The sequence below is a fragment of the Streptomyces sp. NP-1717 genome, assembly GCF_022695985.1.
Lineage (GTDB): Bacteria > Actinomycetota > Actinomycetes > Streptomycetales > Streptomycetaceae > Streptomyces.
Genome location: NZ_JAAPBF010000331.1, coordinates 1 through 5,612 on the forward strand (window position 1 = coordinate 1; position 5,612 = coordinate 5,612).

General features: G+C 71.9%; 7 protein-coding genes. 5 read left to right on the forward strand and 2 right to left on the reverse strand.

What is annotated here, in order from left to right; translation table 11 throughout:
* Nucleotides 1–216, forward strand: a 216-nt coding sequence (locus GXP76_RS33560; protein WP_277994107.1) for a rodlin, incomplete at its 5' end; no start/stop codon positions are given.
* A 67-nt stretch (nt 217–283) separates the two neighbouring features.
* Here GXP76_RS33560 and GXP76_RS33565 read toward each other — a convergent pair.
* Nucleotides 284–763, reverse strand: coding sequence for a GNAT family N-acetyltransferase (locus GXP76_RS33565; protein WP_242575406.1), 480 nt, complete (start codon nt 761–763; stop codon nt 284–286).
* Between the two features lie 40 nt (nt 764–803).
* Between GXP76_RS33565 and GXP76_RS33570 the strand changes: the two genes are divergently transcribed.
* Nucleotides 804–1,604: an exodeoxyribonuclease III gene (locus tag GXP76_RS33570; RefSeq protein ID WP_242575402.1), complete on the forward strand. Its 801-nt coding sequence runs from the start codon at nt 804–806 to the stop codon at nt 1,602–1,604.
* A gap of 6 nt (nt 1,605–1,610) precedes the next feature.
* Here GXP76_RS33570 and GXP76_RS33575 read toward each other — a convergent pair whose 3' ends face one another.
* A complete protein-coding gene (locus tag GXP76_RS33575) occupies nt 1,611–2,273 on the reverse strand; it encodes a MerR family transcriptional regulator (protein ID WP_374363573.1) in 663 nt (220 codons plus the stop codon).
* Nucleotides 2,274–2,424: 151 nt separating this feature from the next.
* Between GXP76_RS33575 and GXP76_RS33580 the strand changes: the two genes are divergently transcribed.
* The 3 genes from GXP76_RS33580 to GXP76_RS33590 form a co-directional block, all read left to right on the forward strand.
* Nucleotides 2,425–3,930 (forward strand): NAD(P)/FAD-dependent oxidoreductase, encoded by a 1,506-nt coding sequence (locus GXP76_RS33580; RefSeq protein WP_242575403.1) that lies wholly within the window; start codon nt 2,425–2,427, stop codon nt 3,928–3,930.
* Nucleotides 3,927–4,844 (forward strand): alpha/beta fold hydrolase, encoded by a 918-nt coding sequence (locus GXP76_RS33585; protein WP_242575404.1) that lies wholly within the window; start codon nt 3,927–3,929, stop codon nt 4,842–4,844. Before GXP76_RS33580 ends, GXP76_RS33585 begins: the two co-directional genes overlap by 4 nt.
* A partial coding sequence (locus GXP76_RS33590) for an SDR family oxidoreductase (RefSeq protein WP_242575405.1) occupies nt 4,841–5,612 on the forward strand: 772 nt, incomplete at its 3' end. The genes GXP76_RS33585 and GXP76_RS33590, both read left to right, overlap by 4 nt.

Consider the following 5,612-nt stretch of genomic DNA (forward strand, 5'->3'; position numbering starts at 1 on the left):
ACGCTCAACAAGCCCTGCGTCGGCCTGCCCGTCAAGGCCAACCTCGGCGGGCTCGTGGGTGCCGTCCCGATCACGGTCCAGGACGTCAACGTTCTGTCCTCTCCGCAGAACCAGCAGTGTGTCGAGAACTCGACCCAGGCGAAGGGCGACGAGCCCCTCTCGCACATCCTGGAGGACATCGCGCTCCTCTCGGCGAACGGCGTCGGCAACGGCTGATCCTCCGCCTCGGAGCCCGGTCCGGCAGTTCGGCTGCCGGGCCGGGCTCTGTCGTGCGCGGGGGCACTCAGCCCAGCGGCTTCGCCAGACAGATGCTCAGCGGATCGTTCCGGTAGTGGCCGAACTTCGAGCAGTCCGTGTACCCGCTGGAGCGGTAGAGGGCGATGGCCTCCGGCTGCTTGGTGCCCGTCTCCAGGACCATGCGGGTACGACCCGCAGCGCGGGCGTCCTCCTCCAGCCGCGCGAGGATACGGCGGGCCAGCCCGAGGCCGCGCGCCTCCACCGTCACGTACATCCGCTTGATCTCCGCGTCGCCGTCCGAGTAGCCCTCGTCGTTGGCTTCCTGCGAGCGCCAGCCGCCGGTGGCGACCGGGCGGCCGTCGGCGTCGTAGGCGAGGAGGTAGAGACCGTGGGGCGGGTCGAACATCCGGGGGTGGAGCACGGTGGCGTCACCCTCGCTCTCGTAACGCACCGCGTATTCGAGCTGCACCTCGGTGTCGAGCTTCACGGCGTCGGGGTGGTCGGCGGGGACCTGACGTATCTGGATGGCCACGGCATCGATCGTAGAGCCTGGGTAGGGTGCCGGAATGCTCACTGTGACATCCGTGAATGTGAACGGGCTCCGGGCCGCCGCGAAGAAGGGCTTCGTGGAGTGGCTGGCCGGGACCGGTGCCGATGTGGTCTGCCTCCAGGAGGTGCGCGCCGAGGAGGACCAGCTCACCGAGGCGGTGCGCGCGCCCGAGGGGTGGCACACGGTGTTCGCGCCCGCGGCCGACAAGGGCCGGGCGGGCGTCGCGCTCTACTCGCGGCGCGAGCCGGAGCGGGTACGGATCGGCTTCGGGAGCGCGGAGTTCGACACGAGCGGGCGCTACGCCGAGATCGATCTGCCCGGGGTGACGGTGGCCAGCCTCTATCTGCCGTCGGGTGACGTGGGCACGGAGCGCCAGGACCAGAAGGTCCGGTTCATGGACGAGTTCTTCCAGTACCTCGTCGGGCTCAAGGAGCGCGCGGCGGCCGACGGGCGGGAGGTGCTGGTCTGCGGCGACTGGAACATCGCGCACCACGAGGCCGACCTCAAGAACTGGAAGGGCAACCGCAAGGAGTCCGGCTTCCTGCCCGAGGAGCGCGCGTGGCTGACGCGGGTCTTCGGTGAGGCGGCGTACGTGGACGTGGTCCGCGCGCTGCACCCGGGCGAGACCGGGCCGTACACCTGGTGGTCCTACCGGGGGCGCGCCTTCGACAACGACACGGGCTGGCGCATCGACTATCACGTGGCGACCGGGGGGCTGGCGGGGCGCGCGGTGAAGGCGTGGGTGGAGCGGGCGGCGACCCACGCGGAGCGCTGGAGCGACCACGCGCCGGTGAGCGTCGTCTACGAGCAGGGGTAACGGGACTCAGGGCTCGCGCAGACGGCGGTCCAGCGCCATCGAGAGTTCCGCGTCCACCACGCTCTTGGCGAGGGGGCGCAGTTTCTCCGGGGCCGCGGCGCCCGCGTGGGTCCGCAGCGTCGTCGCGAAGAGTTCGGCGAGCGCGTCCGCGTGGGCGCGGACCTGGCGGGACGCCTCGAAGACCGCCGCCAGGGGAACGCCCTCGCGGACCAGTGCGGCGGAGACGTCCAGCAGGCGGCGGCTGATGTGGACGAGATCGTCGCCGTCGGTGGCGAGATAGCCGAGTTCGAGCGCGGTGGCCAGGTTCTCCGCCGTCACCTCGCCCTCGAAGTGGTCGGCCAGGGCCTCGGGGGTGAGGCGGACCGGTGTCTCCTCGGTCGGTTCGCCGAGGCCCAGGACCTCGCCCACGTCGCGCCCGCTCTCGAACGCGGTGGCGAGGTCGGCGATGCCGTTGAGGGTGTGCCCGCGCTCCAGCAGGGCGGCGATCGTCCGCAGTCTGGCCAGGTGGTGGGTGTCGTACCAGGCGATCCGGCCCTCCCTGCGGGGCGGCGGGATGAGGCCGCGTTCGCGGTAGAAGCGCACCGTACGCACCGTGATGCCGGCCGCGTCGGCCAGCTCCTTCATGCGGTACTCGCGGGGCTCCTCGCGGGCTTCCTCCTGGTCGGACATGGCGTCCAGCCTATGTGTCGCCGCTGGCTCGTACCGTCGGTAACTTTTCTCGTCCGACCCCTACCCATGAGTAAGGGGCTGCCCTACTCTCCCAACAGTGCCAGTGATTACTGGCGTGGTCCGGTGCGGAACTCCGGCGGGAGGCGGCGGCATGGCCAAGCACGAGCACGTACGGGTGGCGGTGATCGGATCCGGATTCGGTGGCCTGGGGGCCGCCGTCCGGCTGCGGCGCGAGGGGATCACCGACTTCGTCGTCCTGGAACGGGGCGACTCGGTCGGCGGCACCTGGCGCGACAACAGTTATCCGGGCTGCGCCTGCGACGTGCCGTCGCACCTGTACTCGTTCTCCTTCGCGCCCAACCCCGACTGGCCGCGCGTCTTCTCCGGCCAGTCGCACATCCGCGCCTACCTGGAGCACCTCACCGACACCTTCGGGCTCCGGCCGCACCTGCGGCTGAACCACGAGGTGCTGCTGATGCGCTGGATCGCGGACGCGGCGCACTGGGAGATCGAGACCTCGCGCGGGGTCTTCACGGCGGACGTCGTGGTCTCCGCGACCGGGCCGCTGTCGGACCCCAAGGTGCCGGACGTGCCCGGACTCGACTCGTTCCCCGGCAAGGTCTTCCACTCCGCGCGCTGGGACCACGGGTACGACCTGCGGGGCAAGCGGGTCGCCGTGATCGGCACCGGGGCGTCCGCGATCCAGATCGTGCCGGCCGTCCAGCCCGACGTGGCCAGGCTGACGCTCTTCCAGCGCACACCGCCGTGGGTGCTGCCGCGCGCCGACCGGGCCATCTCCGGCGCCGAGCGGTGGCTGCACCGCAAGGTGCCCGCCACCGCCGTCGCGCGGCGCGGACTGCTCTGGGGGATCAGGGAGTTGCAGGTCCAGGCGTTCACCAAACGCCCCGATGAGCTGGGGCTCGTCGAGCGCGTCGCGAAGGCCAACATCGCGCGGGCGATCGAGGACCCGGCGCTGCGGGCCAGGCTGACCCCCTCGTACCGCATCGGCTGCAAGCGGATCCTGCTGTCCAGTACGTACTATCCGGCGCTCGCCCGCCCCAACGTGGACGTCGTCCCGTCCGGGCTCGCCGAGGTGCGCGGATCGACCGTCGTGGCGGCGGACGGGAGGGGGACCGAGGTCGACGCGATCATCTTCGGCACCGGCTTCCGCGTGACCGACATGCCCATCGCCGAGCGGGTGGTGGGGGCGGACGGGATCACGCTCGCCGAGGCGTGGAAGGACGGCATGGAATCCCTGCGCGGCGCGACCGCCGCCGGGTTCCCCAACTGGATGACCGTCATCGGGCCCAACACCGGCCTCGGCAACTCCTCGATGATCCTGATGATCGAGGCGCAGCTCAGCTACCTCGGCGACTATCTGCGCACCCTCGGCTCGCTCGGCGCGGGTGCCGCGCTCACCCCGCGGCCCGCGGCCGTCGACGCCTGGAACCACCGCGTGCAGGAGCAGATGAAGCGCACCGTGTGGAACACCGGCGGCTGCACCAGCTGGTACCTGGACGCGAACGGGCGCAACACCACCATCTGGCCGGGGACGACGACCGAGTTCCGCCGGGCGACCCGGGCCGTGGACCTGAGGGAGTACGACGTCGTACGGGCGAGGACCGGAAAGCCGCGGAACAAGGAGGCACTTCGATGACGACCACACCCAACCCCCGTGAACTGACGGCGCGTTCGGCCGACGGCTCACGCCTGCACATCGAGGTGTACGGCTCCGAGGGGGCGCCCGCCGTCGTCCTCGCCCACGGGTGGACCTGCTCGACCCTCTTCTGGGCCGCGCAGATACAGGCGCTGTCCGCCGACCACCGCGTGATCGTCTACGACCAGCGCGGGCACGGCCGTTCACCCGCCGTGGGCCGCGACGGATACACCACCGACGCGCTCGCCGACGACCTGGAGGCGGTGCTGGGCGCCACCCTCGCGCCGGGCGAGAAGGCGATACTGGGCGGGCACTCCATGGGCGGCATGACGCTGATGGCCGCGTCGGCGCGGCCCGCCTTCCGGGAGCACGCCGCCGCCGTTCTGCTGTGCAGCACGGGCAGTTCGAAGCTGGTGGCCGAGTCGCGGGTGGTGCCGATGCGCCCCGGGCGGGCCCGGACCCGCCTGACGCGGCTGATCCTCGGCGCGCGGGCCCCGCTGGGGCCGGTCACACGGGTCTCGAAGCGGATCCTGCGGTACGGGACCATGGGGCCCGGCTCCGCGCCCGACCGGGTCGCCGCGTGCGCGCGAATAGTCCACGCGTGTCCGCGCCCGGTACGGGTGGCCTGGTCGCATGTCCTCGGTGAACTCGATCTCGACGCGCAGGTGGGCGAGTTGAGGGTCCCCACGGCCGTCCTCGCGGGGACGGCCGACCGGCTGACACCGCCGGTGCTGGCGCGCCGGCTCGCCGAGGCGCTGCCCGACTGCGTCGGCCTCACCGAGCTGACGGGCATGGGACACATGACGCCCGTGGAGGCGCCCGAGGCGGTGACCGCCGTGCTCCGGGGGCTGGCGGATGACCACCTCACGACCGGGCGGGCGCACGACAACGCGACCGAGGAGAGTGCCGCATGAGCCGGGTCGGCCTGGAGGGGCAGGTCGCCGTCGTCACCGGCGCGGCGCGTGGTGTGGGCGAGCTGCTGGCCCGCAAGCTCTCGGCGCGCGGCGCCAGGGTGGCGCTGGTGGGCCTGGAGGCCGGCGAACTCAAGGACGTGGCGAGCAGGCTCCACACCGAGTGCGAGCACTGGTACGCCGATGTCACCGACCACGAGGCGATGACCCGCGTCGCGCAGGAGGTCAAGGAGCGCTTCGGGAAGGTCGACATCGTCGTGGCCAACGCCGGTGTCGCGGCGGGCGGTCCGTTCCTGGACTCCGACCCCGTCGCCTGGCGGCGGGTCATCGAGGTGAACCTCGTCGGCGGCGCGGTGACGGCGCGCGCGTTCCTGCCCGTACTGATGGAGAGCCGCGGTTACTTCCTCCAGATCGCCTCGCTCGCCGCGATCACCCCGGCGCCGATGATGAGCGCGTACTGCGCCTCCAAGTCGGGCGCCGAGGCGTTCGCGCACAGCCTGCGCGCCGAGGTCGGGTACAAGGGCGTGCGCGTCGGCGTCGGTTATCTCTCCTGGACCGACACCGACATGGTGCGCGGCGCCGACGAGGACGAGGTGATGCGCGAGATGCGGCGGCGGCTGCCGTGGCCGGCCAACAGGACGTACCCCCTCGGGCCCGCCGTCGAGCGTCTGGTGGCGGGGATCGAGCGGCGTTCGGCGCATGTGTACGCGCAGTGGTGGCTGCGGGGCATGCAGTCCGTACGCGGATATCTGCCCGGCGTCGTCGCGACCG